The organism is Paenibacillus chondroitinus NBRC 15376, assembly GCF_004000765.1.
Lineage (GTDB): Bacteria > Bacillota > Bacilli > Paenibacillales > NBRC-103111 > Paenibacillus_E > Paenibacillus_E chondroitinus.
This window is the reverse complement of the sequence record NZ_BILW01000030.1, coordinates 44,845-68,610: the sequence shown is the minus strand read 5'-3', so window position 1 is coordinate 68,610 and position 23,766 is coordinate 44,845. Positions and strand designations below refer to the sequence as shown.

General features: G+C 42.9%; 27 protein-coding genes and 1 pseudogene. 6 read left to right on the top strand and 22 right to left on the bottom strand.

Features of this window, described 5'->3' with window-relative positions; genetic code table 11:
• Nucleotides 1-5: 5 nt before the first annotated feature.
• Together PCH02S_RS25755 and PCH02S_RS25750 are read right to left on the bottom strand one after the other, a co-directional pair.
• Nucleotides 6-992 carry a zinc-dependent alcohol dehydrogenase family protein gene (locus PCH02S_RS25755; RefSeq protein ID WP_127456974.1) on the bottom strand — a complete coding sequence of 329 codons (987 nt, stop codon included), beginning with the start codon at nucleotides 990-992 and terminating at the stop codon, nucleotides 6-8.
• A gap of 99 nt (nucleotides 993-1,091) precedes the next feature.
• On the bottom strand, nucleotides 1,092-2,030 hold the full coding sequence (locus PCH02S_RS25750; RefSeq protein WP_127456973.1) for an aldo/keto reductase family protein: 939 nt from the start codon (nucleotides 2,028-2,030) through the stop codon (nucleotides 1,092-1,094).
• Nucleotides 2,031-2,232: 202 nt separating this feature from the next.
• Between PCH02S_RS25750 and PCH02S_RS25745 the strand changes: the two genes are divergently transcribed.
• Nucleotides 2,233-2,850, top strand: coding sequence for a TVP38/TMEM64 family protein (locus tag PCH02S_RS25745; RefSeq protein ID WP_127456972.1), 618 nt, complete (start codon nucleotides 2,233-2,235; stop codon nucleotides 2,848-2,850).
• Nucleotides 2,851-2,892: 42 nt separating this feature from the next.
• Here the strand turns inward: PCH02S_RS25745 and PCH02S_RS25740 are convergent, their stop codons facing one another.
• From PCH02S_RS25740 to PCH02S_RS25730, 3 genes are all read right to left on the bottom strand, one after another.
• The gene (locus PCH02S_RS25740; RefSeq protein ID WP_127456971.1) at nucleotides 2,893-3,105 is read right to left on the bottom strand and encodes a helix-turn-helix domain-containing protein; all 213 of its coding nucleotides are present in this window, start codon (nucleotides 3,103-3,105) and stop codon (nucleotides 2,893-2,895) included.
• Between the two features lie 10 nt (nucleotides 3,106-3,115).
• Nucleotides 3,116-3,598, bottom strand: coding sequence for a DUF2975 domain-containing protein (locus tag PCH02S_RS25735; RefSeq protein ID WP_127456970.1), 483 nt, complete (start codon nucleotides 3,596-3,598; stop codon nucleotides 3,116-3,118).
• 164 nt (nucleotides 3,599-3,762) lie between these two features.
• Nucleotides 3,763-5,043 carry an adenylosuccinate synthase gene (locus tag PCH02S_RS25730; protein ID WP_127456969.1) on the bottom strand — a complete coding sequence of 427 codons (1,281 nt, stop codon included), beginning with the start codon at nucleotides 5,041-5,043 and terminating at the stop codon, nucleotides 3,763-3,765.
• A 110-nt stretch (nucleotides 5,044-5,153) separates the two neighbouring features.
• Between PCH02S_RS25730 and PCH02S_RS25725 the strand changes: the two genes are divergently transcribed.
• Nucleotides 5,154-6,032 carry a LysR family transcriptional regulator gene (locus tag PCH02S_RS25725; RefSeq protein WP_127456968.1) on the top strand — a complete coding sequence of 293 codons (879 nt, stop codon included), beginning with the start codon at nucleotides 5,154-5,156 and terminating at the stop codon, nucleotides 6,030-6,032.
• A gap of 525 nt (nucleotides 6,033-6,557) precedes the next feature.
• Here PCH02S_RS25725 and PCH02S_RS36495 read toward each other — a convergent pair.
• Together PCH02S_RS36495 and PCH02S_RS25710 are read right to left on the bottom strand one after the other, a co-directional pair.
• Nucleotides 6,558-7,490 (bottom strand): annotated as a pseudogene (locus tag PCH02S_RS36495) (GerAB/ArcD/ProY family transporter).
• Between the two features lie 81 nt (nucleotides 7,491-7,571).
• Entirely contained in the window at nucleotides 7,572-7,931 is a 360-nt protein-coding gene (locus tag PCH02S_RS25710; protein WP_127456965.1) for a hypothetical protein, read from the bottom strand.
• Between the two features lie 173 nt (nucleotides 7,932-8,104).
• Between PCH02S_RS25710 and PCH02S_RS25705 the strand changes: the two genes are divergently transcribed.
• Together PCH02S_RS25705 and PCH02S_RS25700 are read left to right on the top strand one after the other, a co-directional pair.
• Nucleotides 8,105-8,788, top strand: a complete 684-nt coding sequence (locus tag PCH02S_RS25705) for a FadR/GntR family transcriptional regulator (RefSeq protein ID WP_127456964.1) — start codon at nucleotides 8,105-8,107, stop codon at nucleotides 8,786-8,788.
• A gap of 6 nt (nucleotides 8,789-8,794) precedes the next feature.
• Entirely contained in the window at nucleotides 8,795-10,036 is a 1,242-nt protein-coding gene (locus tag PCH02S_RS25700) for a CynX/NimT family MFS transporter (RefSeq protein WP_127456963.1), read from the top strand.
• Nucleotides 10,037-10,450: 414 nt separating this feature from the next.
• On the opposite strand, the gene PCH02S_RS25695 is transcribed toward PCH02S_RS25700, so the two are convergent.
• The 8 genes from PCH02S_RS25695 to PCH02S_RS25665 form a co-directional block, all read right to left on the bottom strand.
• Nucleotides 10,451-11,251: a VOC family protein gene (locus PCH02S_RS25695; RefSeq protein WP_127456962.1), complete on the bottom strand. Its 801-nt coding sequence runs from the start codon at nucleotides 11,249-11,251 to the stop codon at nucleotides 10,451-10,453.
• A 213-nt stretch (nucleotides 11,252-11,464) separates the two neighbouring features.
• The gene (locus PCH02S_RS25690; RefSeq protein ID WP_127456961.1) at nucleotides 11,465-12,595 is read right to left on the bottom strand and encodes an alpha-hydroxy-acid oxidizing protein; all 1,131 of its coding nucleotides are present in this window, start codon (nucleotides 12,593-12,595) and stop codon (nucleotides 11,465-11,467) included.
• A 68-nt stretch (nucleotides 12,596-12,663) separates the two neighbouring features.
• Complete coding sequence (locus PCH02S_RS25685; RefSeq protein WP_127456960.1) at nucleotides 12,664-13,416, bottom strand: DUF4184 family protein; 753 nt, start codon at nucleotides 13,414-13,416, stop codon at nucleotides 12,664-12,666.
• Nucleotides 13,417-13,695: 279 nt separating this feature from the next.
• Nucleotides 13,696-14,187 (bottom strand): RDD family protein, encoded by a 492-nt coding sequence (locus PCH02S_RS25680; protein ID WP_164819737.1) that lies wholly within the window; start codon nucleotides 14,185-14,187, stop codon nucleotides 13,696-13,698.
• Nucleotides 14,188-14,394: 207 nt separating this feature from the next.
• The gene (locus tag PCH02S_RS25675) at nucleotides 14,395-15,189 is read right to left on the bottom strand and encodes a class I SAM-dependent methyltransferase (protein ID WP_127456958.1); all 795 of its coding nucleotides are present in this window, start codon (nucleotides 15,187-15,189) and stop codon (nucleotides 14,395-14,397) included.
• Nucleotides 15,190-15,217: 28 nt separating this feature from the next.
• Nucleotides 15,218-15,955, bottom strand: a complete 738-nt coding sequence (locus tag PCH02S_RS25670) for an alpha/beta hydrolase (RefSeq protein ID WP_127456957.1) — start codon at nucleotides 15,953-15,955, stop codon at nucleotides 15,218-15,220.
• 662 nt (nucleotides 15,956-16,617) lie between these two features.
• Nucleotides 16,618-16,794, bottom strand: coding sequence for a DUF5808 domain-containing protein (locus PCH02S_RS35895; protein ID WP_164819736.1), 177 nt, complete (start codon nucleotides 16,792-16,794; stop codon nucleotides 16,618-16,620).
• Nucleotides 16,795-16,820: 26 nt separating this feature from the next.
• Nucleotides 16,821-17,903 (bottom strand): DUF4037 domain-containing protein, encoded by a 1,083-nt coding sequence (locus PCH02S_RS25665; RefSeq protein ID WP_127456956.1) that lies wholly within the window; start codon nucleotides 17,901-17,903, stop codon nucleotides 16,821-16,823.
• 139 nt (nucleotides 17,904-18,042) lie between these two features.
• On the opposite strand from PCH02S_RS25665, the gene PCH02S_RS25660 reads away from it, so the two are divergent.
• Both PCH02S_RS25660 and PCH02S_RS25655 read left to right on the top strand, forming a co-directional pair.
• Nucleotides 18,043-18,249, top strand: coding sequence for a helix-turn-helix transcriptional regulator (locus PCH02S_RS25660; protein ID WP_127456955.1), 207 nt, complete (start codon nucleotides 18,043-18,045; stop codon nucleotides 18,247-18,249).
• Nucleotides 18,246-18,677: a hypothetical protein gene (locus PCH02S_RS25655; protein WP_127456954.1), complete on the top strand. Its 432-nt coding sequence runs from the start codon at nucleotides 18,246-18,248 to the stop codon at nucleotides 18,675-18,677. Before PCH02S_RS25660 ends, PCH02S_RS25655 begins: the two co-directional genes overlap by 4 nt.
• A 77-nt stretch (nucleotides 18,678-18,754) precedes the next feature.
• Here PCH02S_RS25655 and PCH02S_RS25650 read toward each other — a convergent pair whose 3' ends face one another.
• The 7 genes from PCH02S_RS25650 to PCH02S_RS25620 form a co-directional block, all read right to left on the bottom strand.
• On the bottom strand, nucleotides 18,755-19,129 hold the full coding sequence (locus tag PCH02S_RS25650) for a YciI family protein (RefSeq protein WP_127456953.1): 375 nt from the start codon (nucleotides 19,127-19,129) through the stop codon (nucleotides 18,755-18,757).
• A 98-nt stretch (nucleotides 19,130-19,227) separates the two neighbouring features.
• A complete protein-coding gene (locus PCH02S_RS25645; protein WP_127456952.1) occupies nucleotides 19,228-19,608 on the bottom strand; it encodes an NUDIX hydrolase in 381 nt (126 codons plus the stop codon).
• Nucleotides 19,609-19,662: 54 nt separating this feature from the next.
• A complete protein-coding gene (locus PCH02S_RS25640) occupies nucleotides 19,663-20,016 on the bottom strand; it encodes a VOC family protein (RefSeq protein WP_127456951.1) in 354 nt (117 codons plus the stop codon).
• A 174-nt stretch (nucleotides 20,017-20,190) separates the two neighbouring features.
• The gene (locus tag PCH02S_RS25635) at nucleotides 20,191-20,634 is read right to left on the bottom strand and encodes a cell wall hydrolase (protein ID WP_127456950.1); all 444 of its coding nucleotides are present in this window, start codon (nucleotides 20,632-20,634) and stop codon (nucleotides 20,191-20,193) included.
• Nucleotides 20,635-20,768: 134 nt separating this feature from the next.
• Nucleotides 20,769-21,764, bottom strand: coding sequence for a Gfo/Idh/MocA family protein (locus tag PCH02S_RS25630; RefSeq protein ID WP_164819735.1), 996 nt, complete (start codon nucleotides 21,762-21,764; stop codon nucleotides 20,769-20,771).
• A gap of 52 nt (nucleotides 21,765-21,816) precedes the next feature.
• Entirely contained in the window at nucleotides 21,817-22,890 is a 1,074-nt protein-coding gene (locus tag PCH02S_RS25625; protein ID WP_127456948.1) for a lactonase family protein, read from the bottom strand.
• Nucleotides 22,891-22,915: 25 nt separating this feature from the next.
• Nucleotides 22,916-23,743: an SDR family NAD(P)-dependent oxidoreductase gene (locus tag PCH02S_RS25620; RefSeq protein ID WP_127456947.1), complete on the bottom strand. Its 828-nt coding sequence runs from the start codon at nucleotides 23,741-23,743 to the stop codon at nucleotides 22,916-22,918.
• Between the last annotated feature and the right edge of the window lie 23 nt (nucleotides 23,744-23,766).

Here is a 23,766-nt window from a genome sequence, read left to right as displayed (position 1 = left end):
AAATATTAACTTGTTAAAAAGACCTTCCCACTGCCGTGTATAGAAGATTCAATTACACTGACAGCTTCTTTTACATTTGACAAATCGTAATGCGAACCCTCCACCATGAGTTTTAATTTTTTCTCGTCTAATAACGTAATCAAACGATTGAAGGTCTCTTTCCAAGTTTCTATCGATACTTTCTGGTTCCAATGTCGCAAATGAAATAATTTCGTATTCACTTGTGCTTTAGCAATTTCCGCCCAATTTACTTGAATACCGGATAAAAGCCCAATGGTCAAAAACGTTCCCTTGTTATGAACGCACAATGCTAATTCTGTTCCTGAGGTCCCTCCCACAGAATCAATGGCGGCATCTGCACCCTGTCCGTTCGTTAGATCCATTAAGGTCGTCTGTAAGGGGACTTCAGAGGTATTAATGACAAAATCGGCGCCAAGTCTAAGTAAACCTTCCGTATACTTATGATTTCTCGTAACCGCTATTAGCCGAAATCCCAGAACCTTTGATAATTGCACAAAAATTTGCCCGATCGCTGAGCCGCACGCATTGACTACCAATACATCGTCTGGACCTAGTGCAAACACTTCCGTACAAATGACCCACGCTGTAATTGGATTTATATAGAGCTGGGCCGCAGTAAAATCATCTATAGAGTTAGGAATAGGAACGGCAAAGTTAACGGTTGTTTTAACAAATTCTTGCCACGTCCCTTCTCCCCGTAAAGGTAAAACACGCTTACCAATGAGGCTTTGAGAGACGGAGGATCCAACCTCTTCAACGATGCCAACCCCTTCATAACCCGGAATATGAGGTAAAGAAATTCGGTGTGCATAAGAACCTCTAATCGGTATCAAATCAGATGGATTGATCGGTCGTGCCAACATTCGCACAAGGACTTCATTATCCTCTGGGGGCTGAATAGTTTTATAAGCGACTTTCAACACGTCTTTAGGGTCGCCGAATTCATTGCATATAATATATTTTGCTTTCAAAGCTATGCTTCTCCTCGGAATAAAAAATCAAAATAAACAAAAAGCCGGCCATTAAGGCCGGTTTCAAGTTTCTTTCTTATTTTACTAAAAGTTTATTTTTTAAGCCAGAATAGTTTCAATTTTATCGAGTAGATCCGATGAAAGCTCGATACCAGATGCCTTCGCATTTTCCTCTACCTGCTCTGGACGGCTTGCACCCACTAGCGCACTCGCAACATTAGGCTGTCTCAAAATCCAAGCTAAGGCTAGTTGTGCTACAGTAATTCCCAGCTCCTTAGCGATAACATTGAGCTGTCCGACCTTAGCGATTTTCTCCTCTGTGATTCCGTTTCTCATACCTTCCAGTTTAGCGGCACGGCTATCTGCTGGAATTTCGGAGATCGATGTGTACTTCCCGCTGAGAAGACCCTGAGCCAGTGGCGAGAAAACGACTTGGCCGATGCCTTTTTGTTCACCGAGTGGGATTACTTCTTTTTCGATATAGCGGTTGAACATGTTGTAGACCGGTTGACTGACGACGATGCGATCAAGCAAATATTTATCAGCTACCGCCAGTGCTTCCGCCATTTGTGCAGCAGTCCACTCGCTGACTCCAGCATACAAAATTTTGCCTTGTCTCACCATGTCATCGATCGTGCGAAGGGTTTCCTCTACAGGTGTTTCAGGATCGAAGCGGTGGCAATAATAAATATCAACATAGTCCGTGTTCAGACGCTTAAGGCTGGCATGTAATTGCTCGAAAACATGCTTACGGGATAATCCCCGGTCATTGGGACCCGTTCCCATAGGCCAAAACACTTTCGTTGCAAGTACATATGAATCGCGGGAGTAACCGCCGAGCGCCTCTCCAACCACTTTCTCGGCTTCTCCACGTTCATACACGTTAGCCGTATCAAAAAAGTTAATTCCGAGTTCATAGGCATTATGAATTGAATCTACTGCATTTTTCTTTTCAACGTAACCGCCATATGTAAGCCAACTACCTAAGCTAATCTCACTAACCTTTAGTCCCGATTTACCTAATTTCCGGTATTTCATGTGCTCCATTCCCTCCATTTTGATCTCTGCGAACTTGTCTATCTAATGATAAAACACTAAGGATTCTTTTAAAAGTACTGAAATTTTATTTACATACTTTACGAGAGTATAGTAAGTTAACTCTTTGAATAATGATTGTGTTACACTAAATATGACTAACAAGGTTAGATGAACGATTCAGACCAAGGAGACAACTTACCAAATGAAGAAATGGTTCACCATCTGCATATATCTCGTGCTCATAGTTACTGTCTATGTATTCAAGGATGAAATTTTGAACTGGATGCAGTATGGGGATGCCCCGCTTCTGCTTATTTTTTTGGCCGCACTCGGTTTTATTATCGTACCAATCATCCCTTACAAAATCGTTATCGGCATGCTCGGGTTTATGTACGGCCCGTTGATGGGCGCTTTAATTAGTTGGACTGCTGCTTCAATCGCGTCTGTCATTGTTTTTTGGCTTGCTCGCTACTTATTTCAAAAACAGGGCCGTGCCTACTTGTCCAAGTATGAAAAACTGGAAAAGCTCCAAACCGCGATAGAAAAAAATCCGTTCCTGACGATTTTACTAGCTCGACTGATCCCGGTTATCCCTCAGGCTGTCGTTAATGTCATTCCTGCCATTACTTCTGTTCCTGTCGTTACATTCGCCGTTGCTTCTGCATTGGGCAAAATTCCTGCTATGCTTCTGTTTGCGTTCATTGGCAGCAGTCTGTTTGCTGGCACTAGCAAGCTCGTTTTGTCCGTCGTCGTGTATATCCTTTTTTTGGCGTCCGTCTATTTGGTTTACCGCGTCTGGCTCAAGAAACGATGGGTTTAGGCTGAGAAAAACGGCAGCCCTGTCGGCTGTCGTTTCTTTATTTCACTCTTCCTCACTTCTGTACTCCAAAATATCACCTGGCTGACAATCCAAAGTCTTACATATCGCTTCTAACGTTGAAAAACGAACCGCTTTTGCTTTCCCATTTTTCAGAATGGAGAGATTCGCCATCGTAATTCCGACCTTCTCCGCAAGCTCCGTGACACTCATTTTCCGTTTAGCTAACATCACATCAATATTGATGATAATCGCCAAGTTAATCACCTCAGACTGTTAACTCATTTTCTGATTTTATATAAATTGCTTCCTGTAAAAGCTTCTGGAGAACTGCAGCAAAAACGGCAATCACGATAGACGCGAAAATTATGACCCACCCGGTGACTGTGATAATTGGAGGGTCTACTTTCCTCGCAATGTAATAGTATAGTGGCATTCCTGACAAGTACAAGCCACTGATTGTAATGGCGCAGTATTTTATCTTCTTTAAGCTCGTTACGGATAATTCCGAGAATGCTAGGTTCTTATCAATATAGCTTAAAAGTTTAAATGCTTGATACAGAGCAATGTAAAATGGTATCGCTGCCGCGTACATGTCGATCAATACGAGAGGTTGCATATATGCCATATCTGGATATAATCCTCCAGCAAAATTCCCGAACTTAGGCACTAAAAATATGCACAAAGCAAGTATTGGAATTCCAATAACAATAACGGCCATCTTCAAAAAAAGTGTTGTTCCCCGTTTCATAGAGCACCTCGCTAATTTATTAATAAAATGACTTTAACATATAATTTATTGTTTATCAATAAATTAATATCGAATATTGTTATATTATTATTGTTAATTAGAAAAAAGCATTTCCTCAACAAAGGCTGCCGAACATGAATGTCGGCAGCCCTGTGCTAGAATTCTTAAATGCCTATTAGTTGTTCGCGTCTTGGCCCTACGGAAACATACTTTATTGGCACATTAATGGCAGATTCAATGAACGCGACGTATTGTTGAGCAGCGATAGGCAGCTCGTCGAAAGAGCGCGCTTTTGAAATATCGCATTTCCAACCCTTATGCTGCTGCAAGATTGGTTTGGCCTTATCGATCTTGGCGCTTACTGGAAAATCAGCCGTTATCGTCCCATCCTGCAGTTCATATCCAACGCAAACGGGAATCGTATCCAAGTATCCAAGCACATCAAGATTTGTCAACGCCACTTCTGTTGCCCCTTGTATCATACAGCCGTAACGAGTTGCTACTACATCGAACCAACCAACACGGCGAGGTCGACCCGTCGTTGCACCAAACTCTCCCGCATCCCCTCCTAAACGTCGCAGTTCGTCCGCTTCTATTCCATCCAACTCGGATACAAACGGCCCAGTTCCCACACAGCTTGAATATGATTTGACGACGGCCATGACCTTCTTAATAGCATAAGGAGGTAAGCCGGCACCAACGGGAGCAAATCCCGCAAGCGTTGAAGATGACGTGGAATAAGGATAAATGCCATGATCTGGATCACGAAGTGCTCCGAGTTGGCCTTCTAATAATATTGACTCACCGTTCACATAGGCGTTGTGGAGCATGGTAGTGGTATCGCAAACAAATGGTCGGAGTTTCTCGCCTTGCTCTAATAATTCCGCTAGTAAACCCTCAGGTTGAATCGGTTCCCGCCCATACAAATTCTCAAGCAGGACATTTTTTGCTTCTAGTGATTGTTCTAATCGTAATAGCAGCCTCTGTTTGTCATACAAATCCGATACTTGTATTCCAAGCTTTGCATATTTATCCATGTAAAATGGCGCAATTCCCCGTTTGGTCGATCCAAAGCTGCGAGCACCTAACCGCTCCTCTTCCAGCTCATCTAATAAACGATGTATTGGAAGTACGATTTGCGCACGATCCGACACGCATAAACGCGGCTCAGGAACACCTCTTTCAAGCAACTCTTCCCGCTCCCTAGTGAAAGCATCCACATCTAACGCTACTCCAGGACCAATCACATTCATCACATTTGGATAAAAAACTCCTGAAGGGAGCATATGAAGCGCAAATTTTCCGTAATTGTTAATAATCGTATGCCCCGCGTTGCTTCCGCCTTGATATCGCACAACATAAGACGATTTTGCAGAAAGGACATCCGTCATTTTACCCTTTCCTTCATCTCCCCAATTTGCTCCTACGATTGCCGTAACCGTCAAATTTCTCGCCTCCGTCACTTGTATTGGTCTACTTCAATGATTATAATTGGCGATAATAACATTAGTAAAATTGATATAAATAATATTCATCATAAACAGAGGTAATGGCTATGGACTTCAATATGGAATGGTATCGAGTTTTCTATTGGACAGCTAAATTCGGCAGTTTGACGAAAGCCGCAGAAAGGCTTCACATCACTCAACCAGCGGTTAGTCACACACTAAAGCAACTAGAAGCGAGCCTTGGCGGATTGCTTTTTTTTCGAACTACCAAAGGTGTAACGTTAACAACCGAAGGTGAAGTGCTCTTCAAATTCGTAGAACAAGCGATCCATTTTATAGAAATAGGCGAGAAAAAAATGGCTGAAATGCAAGAACTTATGTACGGCGAGATTAACATAGGGGCAAGCGACACACTCTGCAAGCATTATCTGCTAAGGCATTTGGAACAATTCCACAAAGAGTTTCCTGACATTAAGATCCGCGTGACCAATCGAACAACACCAGAAACAATCACACTTCTAAAAGAGGGGAAAATTGACTTTGGCATCGTGAACTTACCTACGAGTGATCCGAACATCAACTTCCGATTAAGCTCTCCCCAACAAGACTGTCTTGTTGGAAATCACGATTATGCAGCGCTAGCGGAAAGGCCATTCCCTCTGGAGAAGCTTCATCAATACCCTTTGTTGCTCCTTGAACCGGGTGGCAGTACACGAAATTTTCTTGATGAGTTTGCCATATCACACGGTGTTCGTCTTAAACCCGAATTTGAATTAGGCAGCCTTGATCTTCTTGTACAGTTTGCACAAAGCGGTTTTGGCCTAACTTTTATTGTGCGCAATTATGTAACAGAGGAATTATCTTCAGGCAAACTGGTTGAAATACCTCTGATCCCTTCCGTTCCGGAGCGCCACGTCGGAATTGCTACACTGAAGGGCGTACCGCTTTCAGCAGCTTCAAAACGTCTTCTTGAATTTTTACCGTAAATTATTTCGAAATCAATAAAAAGAGCAGGTCGCTATTGCGCCTGCTTATTTTGTTACTTACACCCAATGGTAAGGTTAGGCATATATTCCGATAAAACTTGGAAAATATATATAATTATGATGGCGGGAGCGCCTCTACAATTGAAAGAACAGGAGATCAAGAAGTGATTATGCGACTCAGTGCCTTTCTATGTATACTGCTCGTTTGGTCCGTTATTCGTATACGATCGTTGTTGAGACAACAAAAAAGGAAAGATGCCTCATTGTATGGCGGATTAATGGCAGTATCGGCCTTTTATCGGCACCCTTGTTATTGAAAAAGTTGAAATTCTTAATCTGTTAGTCCTCTACGAAATCTCTGTTGAACCCATTGGAAAAATAATTTTAAGGCAATAAGGCGCTGATTTTTCTCTTTATTGAATCGATGATGAGAAGCGTCAATGGCAACAGATTATGCACAATAAATGCAACAAGCGGAAAGGAAAACGTTATATATTGTTTGAATTCTGCTGTTGTTTTGAATATCTAAAGCGAACCTATGACCGACAAGAGTGTTGTCGGGGTAATGATTTCCCGGTAGTTTCGGATGCCAACAAACTCACTAAGACTGATACAAAAGATAAACAGCAATACACAAATTTTCACAAAGATTCCCATAACCCATATAGCGACAACGATGGCTTCCAGACGTTCGAATGATCCAATAATGCCAATTTGTATAACTCTTAAATAAGAATAGTTCATCTTTCCCGTTACCGCACCAAAGACCATGATTGTTTCCAGGTTTATCAGCAGGATAAGACAGCCGACTGCGCCCAGTGCAATCATCGAGATCTTCCTCGCCTTTTTCGGTTGATTCAAATAAGGAAGAAGCCATCCTAAAATAAAGACTTGACTCATCCATGAAGATGGGATCATTGCCCCTTACAATACTGGAAGCAGTCCTTTCTCTAGAAAAGGTTCCACTTGTTCAAAATCCAAATCTTTGACTGACACTGTCAAAAGCAATATCAAGAAAATAATAATAGGTGGTGTAAGTAGTTCATTACATCGTCCAATGACTTCAATTCCAGCATAAACAGTCAGACCGGCCAGAATCATAATACTTAGGTTTCGGCAGCAATACCGTATTGATAAACATGGCATGCTAATGAAGATGACCGGAATTAAAAAAAACCAGTGATATATGTAATAAAGGCCCAAAAGTTTTCCGGGCCATTTACCGACAATTTTGTAAGTGTATTGCATAAGGGTCAAGCCCGGATAACGCTTAGAAAGCGTAGTTAAAACCCAAACAGTTAATAATCCTGTTACCGATGCAGGAAATATGGACAACCAGGCATTTTGCTTAGCGAACGCCACCATCGACCCTGGAACGGTCAGAATGATTGAGGCAGATATAAAATTAAAAATTAGTAAGCCAAACTGTGTATTCGATATTTTCTCATTAACCGACATTACTTCTCCCCATTCGACCTCGACAGAATATCCATATTATTCCCTTAATGCTACCTCCCATACCCTTTTGCGAACTTCTAACTACTTGCGCTGAAGCAGCAGGCGCCAGCTGTCGGAACGACTTAAAGATCTGGTGTTATTGGACGTATTTACAGCGCTAATAAGCAAGAAAATCGTCACTTCTGATCCACTAGTATTGTTAACCAGCACTTTATTGGGGATTAAGTCGCCAGCCCCGCCTCTTGCGATAAACACGCCTGGAGAGGGCTCAGCCTCAATTTTGATAGCAAAGGCTTCATTATTAAACAAAAAATTCAGGTTTTTCAATATGAGCTTTTGGCGATTTTTCACTCGAATCACGATCTGCTGGAGGAGTACCGTTTTTCGGGCTCCCACTGCAATTGGAGCTTTTCCACCTACGATTCCGTTCAGTTGTATCAATATTTTCACCCCCAAGGAACTTGTACTTTAGCATATTCAGTAAGATCTCTTAAGGAAGGGCTTTTGGATGTATGTATAAAAAATGGCAAATGGAATAAAACGGTCTTGTCATTCCCCTAACGAAGTGATATTCTATAAACGACCAATCATCCTACGTTTAAGGAGCGGACGTTATGTTGAATAAAACTAACCGCCTGTCACTTGCCGAGCAGGCATCCATGCAAATTGAACAACTAATTGAAAGTGGCGTGTGGCAGGTTGGGATGAAGATTCCTACTGAGCCTGAGCTCATGGAAGAGCTTCAGGTCAGTCGCAATACGTTGAGAGAAGCTATGCGCGCACTAACTCATGCAGGATTATTAAAGACAAGGCAAGGTGATGGAACTTACGTATCCTCATCCAGTGCTCTTGGTCCTGTTTTAAAGAAACGCATTCAAAGGAGTGATATATTGCAAACGCTAGAGGTTCGCCATGCGCTAGAGCGTGAAGCGGCAATTTTAGCTGCATCACGGCGAACAGAACATGATTTGGAGGAAATTCAGCAACACATCGAATCTTGCAAGCTTGCCGTACATAGCCGCGACCACGCAGCTTATGCCATAGCAGACATTGCATTCCACCGCTCGATCATCGCGGCTTCCCATAACCCCTTACTTATGGAACTTTATAATCATATGACCGAAGGCGTTCGCGAAACCATTTCAGATGTTATGGAATTAAGCTCTCCTAGTTATTATTTGCAAAATCATGAGATGCTTTTACTTGCTATCCAACAAAATGACAGTTCACAAGCTGCGGAAACCGTACGAATCTACATCGAACATTCCAAAGAACACTTTCAGCAACAGAGAGGTTAATACAAGATGAAACACTTACAAGCATCCACTCAAATAAAGAACTCTACAAACTTGACACTAGGATGGTTAGTTGTCCTTGGCATCATTCTGGTCGCTGCCAATCAGCGGGCGCCAATTACTTCAGTTGGACCTCTAATCAGCTATATTCGGGAATCAACGGGAATTTCAAATACGGTTGCCGGTATGCTGACGACGGTCCCTTTACTCGCATTTGCTTTCATGTCGCCATTCGCTCCCAAACTCGCAAGGCGTTATGGCATGGAGCGTGTGGTTTTTAGTGCCTTGGTCGTTCTGTTCCTCGGAACGGTATGCCGCTCACTTCACGGCGCCGGAACCTTATTTGCAGGAACAATTTTGATTGGACTTGCCATTTCCGTCTGCAATGTACTTATACCCAGTCTCGTAAAAAGGGATTTCTCCCATCAAGTAGGGTTAATGACAGGCGTTTATTCCGTTTCTATGAATCTGTGCGGAGCACTGGCATCCGGAATCAGCATTCCCCTCGCGCGTGATGCCGGCTTCGGCTGGCAAGGTGCTTTAATTTGTTGGTGCATGCTGACGATCCTGGCCATGGTTAGCTGGTTCCCCCGCCTGCGCAACACAAAACCAGTGACTGTTGAAATTTCTACTGTTGCCGATGATAAAAGGCCAAGTTTGTGGCATTCTAAACTTGCATGGCAAGTAACAGCATTTATGGGTTTGCAATCGATCATTTTTTACATGTTAGCTGCTTGGCTTCCGGAAATATTGGTCAGCCGAGGAATGTCGGAAAGTGCAGGCGGTTGGATGCTCTCTCTTCTTCAATTTTCCATGCTGCCGTTCACGCTCCTTGTACCAATCCTCGCAGGCCGCATGCGCAACCAGAGACCACTCGTCCTATTAACGGCTGTTCTTTATCTGCTTGGTATAGGTGGCTTATTCATGAACACCAATGCACTTGTACCACTGTGTGCGGTTATTATTGGCATTGCCGGTGCATTTTCATTTACCTTAGCTATGATTTTCTTCAGTCTACGAACTCGCACCGTTCAAGAAGCAGCGGAATTGTCCGGTATGGCTCAGACCGTTGGTTATATCATGGCCGCTATTGGCCCAATGCTGTTCGGTTTGCTGCATGACTTGACCGGGACTTGGGATCTACCATTAACGTTACTAATTGTCGCCAGCTTTTTAATACTGGTATTTGGGATGGGGGCAGCCCGCAACCGCTTTGTGAATTCAGAGGAGTCTGAACAAGTACAAGTTTAAAACTAAATGGCAGCCGATTAAATGATCAGCTGCCATTTCCATATCCATGAGCTATGCAAATGGTCCTTGCGAATTTCTTGTGCGAATGTCTTCTTCCGTTCGTGGGACAAGAAAATCTACCGGCATCCTCTTTTACAGCCTCGAACATGATATTCAGCAAAACATCCCGCTCAATTTCATATTCATCTTCGGCATGCTCCTCACATAACTCCTTTCTTTCAGTGACATCATCTGAATTTTTAAATTCCATCAATTCCATGTTTATATTGTTCAACTTGATTTCCTCGAGTAGCCCCATTACAACTATTCCGGAGCCACACGTTGATATTTAAGGAGGAACAAAAGGCAACCAATCCGCATGAACTGGCTGCCATTTCATGTGCATTATTGAATCTCGTTCCCTGTTACGTAAAATTATCTTGAGTAAGGTAGATTTAAAAGCATAGGTATTTCTTCAGGAAAATTTGTAAGCCTCAAATTGAAATCGTATTCATTTATTCTAAAATTAAGCCGTCCATGTTCTTTGAATTCATCAAAATGTATAGATTTTGTAGATAGGTTTGTTTTGACCTTTTCCATAAAATCGGAGCTGCTCACTCCAAAAACTACTTTCATCGTTGGGGGTAAAGCAGTCATTGCAATTGGAATCCATTTTCGTTTTTTAGAAGGAATAACCGCATGTGATGTTCCACCAATAGCAAAAGTAAAGGTATCAGATATCTTATCAAGTTTGAAATTAAAAATATCTACTAATAATTTCCTAAAATCAATTACACTATCGACGGGAAAGCCGATCTCTCTAAGATACAATATTTTCAACTCACCAAAAGGAGTTAGTATTCCTTCATTAATGTAATGATGCGTAATTATTTCTAATAAATTGCCGTCTCCATCTCTGAAATAAACATTCATTCCCGTTTCGAAATCGTCAACAATTCTGCCATCCGGCCATTTCAAAAGCGTAACACCCCCAGCACTTTGGAGCCAGTTTACGATGTTTTCGAATTCAGAATACGGGACTTCAAAGGCAAAATGGGCTGGAGCTAGAGATTCAGCGGTTTCTTTAAAAGACAATGTAAAGTATTCCGTCGGCTGGAATCTTATTTCATTATCTGACTCGTAAACAATAGGGAAACGCAACTGGCCATGATAAAATTGTTTAACGCCTTGCACGGAAACTGTATTTAATTGAAGGTGTGAGAAGTGAGTTATCATGGAATCGATACCTCTTTCTGATTTTTCATTTATTAGATTTCGGAGTACCGCGCTGTCTTAAAACTATTTAAAATTAATCATAATAATACCTCACGAAATTTCTTCTCTAGATTTTCCCAGTATCTTTCCATATACTTAATGGTCTCAAAAATGAGCTGCTTGAATGCAGCTCCTGTGCAATTCTTTTTACAAAATTGAGCCACAACTTGGCAACTATTGCTTGGATAATGCACTGGGAAGCAGCTCACTTAAGTTTTTTAAACCGGCCATCCCAAGATTCAAATCAAAATCGGCAACTAAATTTTCAGTAAGTTGTCGAACTCCAGTTTCGCCGCCGATAGTCAGACCATAGAGATATGGCCGTCCGATAAATACCATTTTTGCCCCTACGGCCAGTGCTTTGAAGATATCCGCCCCGCACCGGATGCCGCTGTCGAACATAACAGGAACGCGTGCTCCAACAACGTCCACAATGGAAGGTAATACCTCTAATGCCGCGATGGCCCCGTCCAAATGTCGTCCACCATGGTTGGATACGATAATTCCGTCTGCCCCGTAATTTATTAACATTTTTGCGTCTTCCGAATGGAGAACCCCTTTAACTATAATTGGAAGTTTCGTAATAGAGCGTAGATAACGGAAATCCTCAACTGATATATGGGGTTTGCATGTCAAATAACGCATTGTTTGAGGTGTTAGTGAAAGGCCATACTTTTGCTTAACGATAGGGTCTGAGATAAAGTTCCCAACCCCGTATTGGAACATAAATGGAGAAACACATATCGATAAATTCTCGGCTCTCCACCCTTCCTCCGGCCGGTCAAGAGTTGGAACAATGGCGGTAAAACCAGCTCTTTCCGCGCGATGTACTAAACTTTTTAATACGTCACGATCTTCCCCGAAAAACAAGTGCAACCAACTGCCTGGATGAGCGACGGCTACTTGTTCCAGAGAATACGTAGAAACCATGCTTTGAATAAAAGGAATACCCAAAATCGCGGCCGCCCTTGCAGATGCCACTTCCCCCATCTGGTGAAACATCGCTTGCCTTCCGATAGGAGCAAAACCAACAGGGAACGGAAAAGTCTTCCCAAAAAGTTTTACCGAAAGATCTCGATCGGCTACGTCCCTTAATATTCTTGGAACAATTCGCCAACGTTGGAACGATTCTTGGTTTGCCCGAATAGTTGTCCCCTCGCCAGCACCGCTTGCCGCATATGAAAAAGACCGCGGATCAAGAAGCCTGCGCGCTTCCCGTTCCCATTGCTCAAACGTAATAAGCATTCGCCGTGTTTGATTACATTCTCGAATGCGTGCCAATTGAATGTAGGTTCCAAAATTCATGCAACCCCCTCCTCCTTCCTACTATATGATGTAACGACAATGGGTATCCGATTTGCTTCAGTTATACATTATGTCCGATGCCTCTTTGTATTCCAAAATAAGGATTTCAGCGTTATTCCTAAACAAAATCCGGAAATTGGCGCTACGACCAAGATTCCAATGAAATTACCACTTGAAGCAAATATTAGCTTGCATATAGTAACGAAGACCGAGCTCATTACGGCAAAACTCCAATAGTACAACTTTTGTTTGTTCGTAATTGTTGGAAGCATTTTTTTATCGGATGCTGCCTTAGACAGCGCCAATCCTATGACGCCAGCTACCATCGATATCCCTATCAACGATAGAGTATGCTGCAATATTTTAAAGAGCGGCAGGTTCCAAACGACAATAGTCTGTAAAATGATAAGATGCCGAACCATATAACCGCTCTCATGCGTGAATGCATCAAGCGTCATGTGTGAGAGAAAGCCGATGATGACAGATAAGACATAAACAAACCAATCGCTAAACGTTCGCAGACGCCATGAGGATAAAAGGTCGTACCCTCTTCGGTTGATGTTTAAGATAGATGGCAAGTGCAGAACGAGCGATTCCTTAACATAAAAGTGAAAAAGATATGCAAACAATAAACATAACGGGATCCCCTGAAGGAATAATCCCTCGAACGAGTGACCAATCACCTGATGCGGTTCCAAAGCGAGAAAATATTCAAAATCAGGGGCCATACTCCCCAGAACAAGTCCAGTTGTACTAAGCCATCGAGGACTAATCAATTTTATCGGAAAAGCATAGGTCGGGTGCGCGAAGGTAAAGGGCATCGTTTGCCTACTCCTTTTCAATTAATGACGAAGTCTAGACGTTGGAGACTTGCCTCAATAATTTACCAATAAACCTTATAGGGGCAAAAAGCTAATAATTCTAAAATAAATGATAAGAATAGCAGCTAACCAGACTAATAGCTCCCCCCACCAACTCTTTGTCCGATAAGATACCACAACTTCCGAATCCCGATCCCATGTTGTCATACCCAAATCATATTTCAATTGCTGGTAACCTCTCAAATGAAAAATTAGTGAGACAATCGGTAAGCCCGCCCCTTACCCTCGCCACCATACGAGCACACTTCGTTGAAAGGCCTTTCTTAATTTGGGTTTCTGACCCTCCAAATCCCGAATGCTGATGCCAAGGATCCATTTTCCGGGGGTGGTTCCCCACAATGTTAAAAGGCAAGCTTCAAATGGGATGGCTAGAATAAGAGTCGCAATTCCCAGAAAAAATCCATAAAAACGGGTATTGAAGGAAATCGTCGGTAAAATGCTCATAAAAATACCCATTAGGAATCCTAGGATTAACATGTCTAGTCCCCGTGCCCAATAGCGGGACCAAGGACGTGCAAAGCTATTTGCTAATCTTTCGAAATGCAGCTCTTTGAATGATTCCGCAGCATTCCATTCTTGTCCAATTCGCTTAACACTTGTAACGAGCTTCAATTCACCTTTTTGAATCAAGTTATTCATTTCTTCCGTCGTGAAAGGGCCATTTTCTTGAACACCCTGCTTATAAAACCATTTCTCATCGTCCTGTACCATTTGGACCCCCATTTTTTAGATTAAACCCCATATATCCCACCTAAAAGAACATACCATATGTTGGATATCTATAGGAGGCATTTGTATAAAATCCAACAATCTTTATGAAGCTATCCGCACTTAGAACTTAAAATCCATTTCTTTTCTATTAACTTTCCTATAGTTTAACAGGCAGCCAATGTTGTCGGCTGCCTGTTCGTCACGATGCTATAGTTTTCTTGCTTTAAATACAAATGTTACAGGAAGCATCTTTGCTTTTTTTGCAAAATCGCCATCATAGTCCTGTGTATCAGATTCCTCGATCATTTGCTCAATGGCAAATCCCGCTTTTGCTAATGCATTTACGTAGGTTGATAGTGTACGGTCTGATAATGATAGCGTACTCTCGCTAATAGAAGACGAGTACCATGATTCATCAAAATAACATTTTTTAAAGACAAGCATATTATTTTCTAAAACAACACATTTGTGTATTGGGTGAGACCAACTGAAAATAAAAACACCGTCTTTTTTTAAGTAAGAAGCAACCCTGCAAAAGGTACCCTCAAGGTCAGTTGTCCAACCTATGGCATAAATCGAGTAAACAAAATCAAAATAATCCTCTGGTAAGCCGCATTTTTCTTCCATGGGAGAACAAATTAATTTCACTGAAAGACCACTCGCTGTCAAAAGTTCCCTTGTTTTTTCAATTTGGTTTTCTGAAATATCAATACCCCATAGTTCAGATGCTTTGCGGTCCCCTAGATATTGCAAAGATTGACCACTTCCACAGCCTATCTCCAGCATCTTTTTTCCTGAAACATCGCCAAAAAGCTGGTATTTTTCTTCTGAGACAAATGCTCCATATTTAGGTAGTGCAGTTGCTCCCAAAACATCATTTCCTTTTGTGTCCCAAAATAAGCTGTTTGTTTTATGAATAACACTCTTATCCATATCCACTGCGATGGCACCAACCTGACTACCGCCTACAACATTTGTTCTAAAACCAGAATTCTTGTCCATCCCGACAACCTCCCAAAATAGGACTAAACTATCCTGATAGCAAAGTTTTATCAAGAAACTCCTTTATCTTTTGCAGCATTCCTAATGTAATCTGATGATTAACTCTAGGGTACTCAATCAATTGAATTTGATCTGCCGGTTTAACTGCTGTTGACATAGCATTGATAAAATATTTCTGACTATCTATTGGAATTGAAGTGTCATCCTGGCAATGAAGAAGCAACAATGGTTTTGCTGGATTCCTTTGAATATAGGGAAGCGGATCATTTTGATGTAATTTATTTTTGTCACTATCTTCCATTGGCTTCAATCCATTTGTTTCACGATACAGTTCTTCAAATTGAACCCAAGCACAGGATCCATTAATAACAATTGCGGATTGAACCTGTTGATGTTGAGCATAGATTCCAGCAGTAATAAAGCCGCCTGTTGAGTGACCTACCACAGTAATTGGACTATCACTGTTGTGTACAAGCTCTGAGACAATTTTCTCTGCTTCTTGTACTCCTTGAAGAACGACAGGCCAGAAATTAGTTTGTAACGTCTCTTCGTCAAAAAGATTAAGACTTCCACGCTCTCCATGGCAAGGTAGTTCAGGTATAATCACTCTATATCGCCAATTTGATATTAATGATGCAAAAAACTTGTAACTTTCTATCGTAGATCCCCATCCGTGATATAACACAATTTGACCAACATGTTCAGATGAAGGTTCTAGTATAATGCATGGTACTCCACAAATTTCGCGATGTTCAATTTGTTCCATTAGGAGATCTCCTGTGGCTTATTTTTCAGAATTTCTCTTATAATAATACTTGAGCAATTATATATAAGGTTACTAATTTTTGATAAAATGAAATACTAAAAAACCAAGGGCTGGTTGTAATTGAATAGGAGCAAACGAAATTTTTTTGTTCCGTCATTCAATCATTTCAAGTGTCCTTGGCTTAAATATTTTGGATATCCGCCCGACACCGTTCAAGCATTAGTTTCATAAGACCAAAAGGACAAAAAATCCCCTTTGGTAGCTGGTACGCGTTTTACCCAGCCCGCAAACTAATTACTTGGAACGATACGAAATGACATCCAGTTCACCTCATTTGGAAGATAATTCAATTGTAAATATTGTTCGCCCTAAATTCAAGCGTGCATGCAACAAATCGCTTTATCAACTCTTTCACGTTAATCATCTGCTTTACTCTCTCGACGTAAAACATATATTAAGAATCCGAGACCAACCGTGGCAAAAACTGCGAATATACAACCAAATATTAGCATGAAATAGTCCATGTCCATGAATTTATACCTCTATTCGTTTAGACCTTAGATTTCCAATAGTAAATTATCGCAACATATATAACAACACATTCATACCAGCCACAAGGGAGAGCATTAGTGCTCTCCCCCTTTTGTGTAAAAAGCTCTGGACTACCTCACTTTAAATATCACGAAACCAACTATAGCAAAGATAATAATCCAACTAATCGGACGAGCAAAGTTTATTGTCCAACCTAATCCCAATCGTTTAGGAACAAAAATTGACTTATTATCTGGGTTGTAGTAAAAAATCCCAAGTTTATAATGTTTACGGTCTTTATCATCCATTTTCTATATCTCCAGTTTCTTTACATTCATTGGTCCCTTTCATTACCCAAACGGTCAAAAAAAGCTCGAAGCGGGTTTATCTCACCGGTTGCTGCTTGAAAACGTTCGGAGATAGCACGAAAATCGGTGTTATCACTGATCTGATCAATGCCGCCGAACCCAAAGGCAGCAAGCTTGCGCAGCATTGGGTCCTCAATTTCACTCACCAATGCTTCCGCAAAACGGCCTCCGCCAATGACCGAAAAAGGCCTATCATAAAAGAGTTTCACCGTGGTATCAAGCGGTTCGGTCAACTGTAGTTCATTATGCATCTGCGCGACGATCTGATAGGCTTTTGCAAACGCTTGCTCACGCACTCTCCACTCGCTTGTATTTTGTGCCTTTTGCAGATGAGGTAACATTTCGGAGGAACAAGTAAGCTGCCGGAAGGCAGTGCCGAACCATTTCGGATAAGGGGCATAGCGACGCTCAATTAGGAAACAAAGACTCATTACGTCCCTTACTAGACGGGATGCAACAAGTGAAGACCCCAGTTCATCTCCCACGAAGCCTGCTCTGGGCATCAAATGCTCCTCTTGTCCAATTCTGTTCCATACGGATGCCATTAAGAAAAGCCATACGTCCTTGGGATAATATCGTAAACTTTCATGAGCAGTCGTTAACTCAACGATATCATCTCGGTAAATGGCTCCGCCCGAAAGCTCCGCCAAAGTTTGGGAAGAAAATGTCAGCCAGTCGACCGGATCAAGTCCTTCAAACAATTTAGTAGGGCTGACGCCGAGTCTACTACCGTAGTAACTTGGTACAGTCGTCACAACTGTCTGATTGATTTCGATGGGATAGTTATAAAACGATGCTGGAACCTCATACTGAAGCGCTGCAAGAATAGCTTCCTTTTGAGAAATATCGGACTCGCGGATGAAAATTAGCACACGAGGCCCCCAATCATGATCACATGACATCGATGTATCGAAACCAAGTACTTCACTACCAGGACCAACAAGCGCTGAAGCGTATAAAAGAGTTTGCATAGCGGCCGATAGACGCGGGGCGACATAATGCTCATGGAACAATCGGCTTAACTGAATCCCGGGGATATGGTCACTCACTTCATGTTTCTCCTGACTAATTTGTTTATTCTTTTTAATTGCTCTAGTACATCAAAATGGAAAGTTCGCTTGACATCATTTACTGTGCACAATATACTTCAATTATGGAAAGTTAGCTTTCCACAAGGGGGTACACGCTCTGAAGAACCGTTTAGAAGAAATCCGCAAGCAACGCGGTATTAAGCAAGAAGAATTAGCAATGGCTCTTGAAGTATCAAGGCAGACGATCGGTTCGTTGGAAAATGGACGTTATAACCCATCGATCCTTTTAGCGTTCAAAATTGCTCGCTATTTCGGTATGAGTATTGAAGAAATCTTTATTTATGAGGAGGATGAAAGTGTATGAAAAATCCGATCTCGTATTATTTTCTTTCCTTTGCAGGCGTAGCACTACTGTCAATTGGTATCATCTTTATCAAAACGGTTGAAGAACCACAAGGTATACTGCGAGTGTTGCCTTATATCTGTGTCGGGCTTGGCTGTGGGATTTTCGGTCACGGTATGGGAGAAATAATCAACCGGCACCTTATGAAAAATAATCCTGCCGCAGCAAAGCAGATGGAAATTGAAAAAAATGATGAGCGTAATTTGGCAATCGCGAATCGGGCAAAAGCTAAAGCCTACGACATGATTGTTTTTCTATTTGGAGCTTTATTATTAGCATTTGCCTTGATGGGTATAGATAAAATAACGGTATTTATATTGGCTTTTGCCTACATGTTTATCCTCGGATATAATGTTTATTACCGTGTTAAGTACTACAAAGAGATGTGAACATATTCACGTATACTTCTATAGGGGATGCACTTTTGATAAAAAATGGGGCCTCCGATGAGCCCCTTTTCTTGTTTCTACTTTCTCGATTCAAAGTAGTCGATAGGACGAATCTCAATCCCCCATCCAAATTGCTCACCCGAAGCAACCTGTACAGTAGGATGTAAGGAAGCAATTCGGATGGCTTCCTCCATGTCTTGTGCTTCAATGAGAAAAGCGCTACCAATCATCTCCTTCGTTTCGATAAAAGGACCATCGGTTACTCTCACTTTTCCATTCGCTCTCCGCAAGCATTTCGTTTCAGATGAGAGACCCGCATCGATAACTACTTGGCCGCTAGTATAAAAATTTTCCAGGTGAACCGAACACTCGTTCATAATAGCATCAATCTCATGCTTTGGGCGGGCATCCATTTTCTCGGGTTCCAAGTAACCTAAACATAGGAATTTCATAATCAACGTCTCCTCTAACATTGAATTGAAGCATTCATTCTTGCCTCTAATTAGTCGACGAGCGGTATACATAAAAATCGACATATCCAAATAATATTTTAAGAAATGTTAAATGGGACTCGCTGTTTAGCTAACTCAAGCATGGGCATGGTAATAAAATCAAATTTTTCAAGCTCGGTTAGAGGTATCCATGCAACTTCAATGATATCCAGGTTATCTTGATTGTCGGTATCGAGGAATAAATTTCCTCCAACGACCTCACCAATGAAACTATACTTTTGGTTTCTTTCCTTTAACAAACCTTTCAGCTGAATATCAAATCCCGTCTCTTCTCTCACTTCTCTAATACATGCTTGATCAGGGCTTTCCCCTTCTTGAATGCCACCTCCGGGAAAATTCCAAACAATATCTCCCCGTTCAACGTATTGCTTTACCATTAGTACGCAGTCATTTTGTATAATAATTGCTTCAGCAATCAATCTTATAACCACCTTTTTTACCAGTGTCCTAATTTCAATTTGGCCATTAGTGAATCAATCTTCATGAGCAAGTATGTTGATAAGCTTACCAAATGGGTCACGAACATAGAATCGTCTTACACCCCAAAGTTCATCAACAGGCCCGTATTCAATCGGAAATCCAGCTTTCTTCATGCCTTCTAATGCAGCATCGACATCATCGACTTCAATCGATAGATCAGGCGTAGGCGTTTCTGAGCCACCCTGTGAGGCAAAGCTAATTTGAATGCTCATCTCCTCGTCTAAACCATAAGTTCTAATCCAACCATGATCCATCATGATCTCAAGGCCGAGCACATCCTGGTAAAAGCTTTTAGCTGCCGAGATATCCTGCGCATTTATATTGGCGACGATTCGTTTAACCTTCATTTCAGACCTCCCAGTCATAAAGAGCATGTCCATCCATATAGTATACTTCGACGTATAACAGTTAAATCTTTCCTCATGTAAACAAAATTCTCTCTTGTAACGGCAAACACAAAGACCATCCTTGCCGGATGGCCTTGTCTGTTCCACTTCAACGATCGTTCCCCAACCATAAAATTAAAACGTATTATAAACATTTTCACATTCTTTGGCTGTTGGCTCATAAAAACAGTGCTTCTTCCATCTTCCTGCCAATGGTTGATTATACCAAGTTGCCGGACAAGGACCTGGATTTTCGAACGAACCTGGGCGGAAATACCATAAGGAGAATTTGCCCGGCCAATTTCTCTCCCCATTCACGGAACGTTGCGCCAGACGGCGTTCTCTCTCTCTGGCGTTTTGATAATACAAACCATGTTGCAACGCTTCGAACGCATGTGGCTGATTGATCATTTGGGGAATGGTCCGTATTCCTTTAAAATCGGAGCAATTCGCTCTTATTCGGTTAATACCAACATTTCCAACAAGAAGCATGCCCATTTCGCCTTCAGTCTCAGCTTCCGCACGCAGCAACCTTGCCAACATATCAATATCCTGTTTCCTGGCTTTTACGACTGCCATTAGATCACCTCTTTATCTTTCTAAACTCATCATATTGTAGGCAAAGCGGAAGTGTTACGCCCGCACAATATTTAGAAAGCCACATCTCAATCTCAAAGCGAAAAACCCGCCGGAGCGGGTTTTTATAGTTTCACTTAAATGGTTTGTGACAAGGATTGAATTTGCACCAACAGTTTTACCGTATGAATGGTATCCTCCATATTAGGTTCGGGAGCCTTCTGCTTCTGAATACTGTCGATGAATTCATACAGTTGCTGCTCAAAACCATAATAGGAATAATTGCTCAAGTTGCCGTGATTCAGATTCCACATCAATGTGTCTCCGCCATCCGCTAACTTGGCAAATTGAAAGCCTTCCCGCTTGGGAGCAGGCCGGTTATACGCAAGATGCCTGATATTGTCCACAATAATGTTAGTGCCGATTCCGGTGATTTCCACCCGCTCCATCGGGTATTCGATCTTTTGCAGGGAGCCTGATTGAATGACACCAATAGCGCCAGACTCCGCGACGAATGAAATATTGTATCCGACTCTGTGCGCGTCAAGGTTGATTTGATCCACATGCAGCGATTTTATCTCGCCGAGCAGAAATCTAGCCAAATCGAGATGATGGCTCACATGATTGAACAGGAACAGCTCATTCGATGCGCTTTCCGATCCTTGGAATTTGGACAGAAACATCGTAACCCTGCCAAATTCCTCCCTTTGGATGATTTCCTTCGCCATCATATAGGCTGTAGTAAACCGTTTATTAAAACGAGAAACTACATATTTTCCTGTACGCCGCTGCAGTTCCAGAAGACGTTCTGCCTGTTCGATGGAAAAGCAAGCCGGCCTTTCCATAAACACATGAACTTTAGCTTGCAGACACTCCTCAGCTATGCGGAAATGAGCATATTCGTCGTCCGTGAAGCAAATAACAGCATCCAATTGCTCCTGTTCCAGCATTTCCCGGTAATCCGTATACGACTTCGGAACCCGGTACCGGTTCGTAAATCGGGTCAGCTCCCCTTCATCTTCATGAGAGGCAGCGACTAAGCTGAATGGGATCCGCTTCAGGCAATCGTATACAAAATGATACATCAAGCTTCCGCATCCGATTATAGCTATTCTTACTATTGAGTCCATCATGCAAGGTCCTCTCATTCGTTGATCAACGCTAGGCTCATACCTATTAACGCAGCTAAATCGAAATCATCTTGATGCATACCGGCATCGGCACCTTGATACTGTGTCCCATTGGGCGAAACCTACCGGTCTGACGGTCCAGGCTAAATGCAACGACATTGTCCGTATCTTGGTGCGCCGCATACAAGTATTGACCGGTCGGATCAATGATAAAGCTTCGCGGTGCTCTCCCCAAAGTTGGCTCATGGCCAACAAGCTGGAGCCTTCCCGTCTCAGGCTCAACCGCATAAATGACAATGCTGTTATGCCCGCGGTTCGAACCGTAGACATAGGTGCCATCCGGATGAACATGAACATCGGCGCAAAAACTCGGTTCGGCAAACCCTTCCGGCAGCGTGGCATGCGTATCTCTAAGATGAAAGATGCCTTGGACCGGATTATAATCGTAGCTCATCAACGTATTACCCAGCTCATTGATAACATAAGCCCAACGTTCATTAGGATGAAAGACGGCATGACGTGGCCCCGAACCCGCTGCAACGGAAATGGACGGGACGGCTGCAGGAAGCAGCTTCCCGCGTTCCGCATCCAGCCGATAAACTCGCAGCTGATCGGCCCCGTATTCAGCGGCAACCGCATATCGGCCGGCCGGGTCGAGCGTGACCGAATGAACACGAGGTCCCTGCTGACGCGTCGGATGGACGCTGGAGCCGGAATGACGGATGAAATCCGTCATCGCACCAAGACTGCCGTCCGCTTGGATCGGCAGAACAGACACGCTGCCGTCGCCGAAATTACCGGCAAGCACGAATGTGCCCTTCCCGTCAACAAGCACATGAACAGGCTTAGAGCCCCCGGAGGGCTGACTGTTCATGAACGTCAGCCTCCCCGTAAGGGAATCAATGGCGAAGGAGCTAATCAGCCCCTCGCCTTCAATTGTGTTGGCTGCATAAAGATACTGTTTCAACGGGTGGATCGCCAAGTAAGTCGGATTGATTCCCGCCGCAGCCGTGCTCGAATACTCCAATTCACCGGTCAACGGATTCATCCGATAAACATAAATTCCTTCACTGCTGCTGCCATCAGTTTGCGTGCCGATATAAGCATAAATCGCCGCCTGCTTATTCATAGATCTTCTCCCTATATCTGCTCATTTATTTGGAGCCGGCAAGTCCGAGACCGAGACCTTCCTCAAGCGGCTCGGAGACACTATCCGCCAGCTGAGCGGTCAGGCCGCCGTCTACGACCAATGCATGACCCGTGACGAAGGAGGAATCGTCCGATGCCAAGAACAGTGCGGCCAGAGCGGCTTCTCGCATGGTTCCTGGCCGCCCTAGCAGGTAAACCGCTTGCTGCCGGCGAACCTCCTCCGGATATTTCTCCAGGAAATCAATCTTCCCTTCCGTCACAATGCGGCCCGGACAAATGGAATTAAACCGAATGCCGTGTTTCCCGTAATCAACAGCCATCTGGCGGGTCAAATTAATGATTGCCGCTTTAGCAGCGTCATAGGAGGAGTGTCTTCTTCCACCGAGCAGCCCATGGACCGAAGCGGTATTAATGATGGAGCCGCCCCCCGCATTAATCATACCGGGAAGTGCATATTTACTGCCGAGAAATACGGCTTTAACCGAAGAGGCGAATACCCTGTCCCAATCCGCTTCTTCTTGGTCCAGTACGGAATTGGTGTGCCCTCTATAGGCATTGTTCATCAAAATATCCAATTTGCCGAACTTTTCATAAGCATAATCAATGAGCCGCTTCAATTCTTCGCTTTTGAATACATCCGCCTGAACATAAACGGCCGAACCTCCTTGCTCATTGATGCCATCAGCGACCTGCTGCCCCAAACCTTCTCGTCCGCCATCGTCATTGACAATGACATGCGCTCCTTCTTCCGCGAACACCTCGGCGCTCGCTCTTCCGATGCCTGATGATGAGCCTGTAATAACCGCTACCTTGCCCTGTAATCTTGTTCCCATGTCGATAGTCCTCCTGAATTTTC